Raw genomic sequence first — 585 nt, 5'->3', positions numbered from 1 at the left:
CGGCCCGCGGCCGCTGACCACCGGCCAGGACGTCCGCCCGCGCGGCCAGGAGTGCCGCCTGGGCGAGGAGTTGCTGCCGTCCGGCACCCCGGTCGGGCCGGCCGTGCTCGGCCTGGCCGCCGCCTGCGGCCACGACCGGCTGCCGGTCCGCCGCCGTCCGGAGGTCCGACTGCTCGTCCTGGGGGACGAGTTGCTCACCTCCGGGGTGCCCGGGGCGGGCCTGGTCCGGGACGCGCTCGGGCCGCTGCTGCCGCCCTGGCTGCGGGCCGCCGGCGCCGGGACGCCCGAGGTCGGGTACGTCCGGGACGACTTCGGGCTGCTCCGGGACGCGCTGCGGCACTCCACTGCCGATCTGGTGGTCACCACCGGCGGAACGGCCGCCGGACCGGTCGACTTCCTGCACCGGGCGCTCGCCGAGGCCGGCGCCCGACTGCTGGTGGACGGCGTCGCCGTCCGGCCGGGGCACCCCATGCTGCTGGCCGAACTCCCCGGCGGCCGCCACCTGGTGGGCCTGCCGGGCAACCCGCTGGCCGCCGTCGCCGGGATGGTCACCCTCGTCCTGCCGCTGCTGCACGCCCGCAGCGG

Annotated in this window: 1 protein-coding gene; it reads left to right on the top strand. The window is 79.5% G+C overall.

The window, feature by feature from the left end; translation table 11 throughout:
• On the top strand, positions 1–585 hold a 585-nt coding region (locus tag AE652_RS42745; protein ID WP_049661775.1), incomplete at both ends, for a molybdopterin-binding protein.

It is taken from the genome of Kitasatospora sp. MY 5-36 (assembly GCF_001182915.1).
Taxonomy (GTDB): Bacteria; Actinomycetota; Actinomycetes; order Streptomycetales; family Streptomycetaceae; genus Kitasatospora.
Note: the sequence above shows the minus strand (reverse complement) of the source record. Positions and strands in the feature narration are given on the sequence as shown.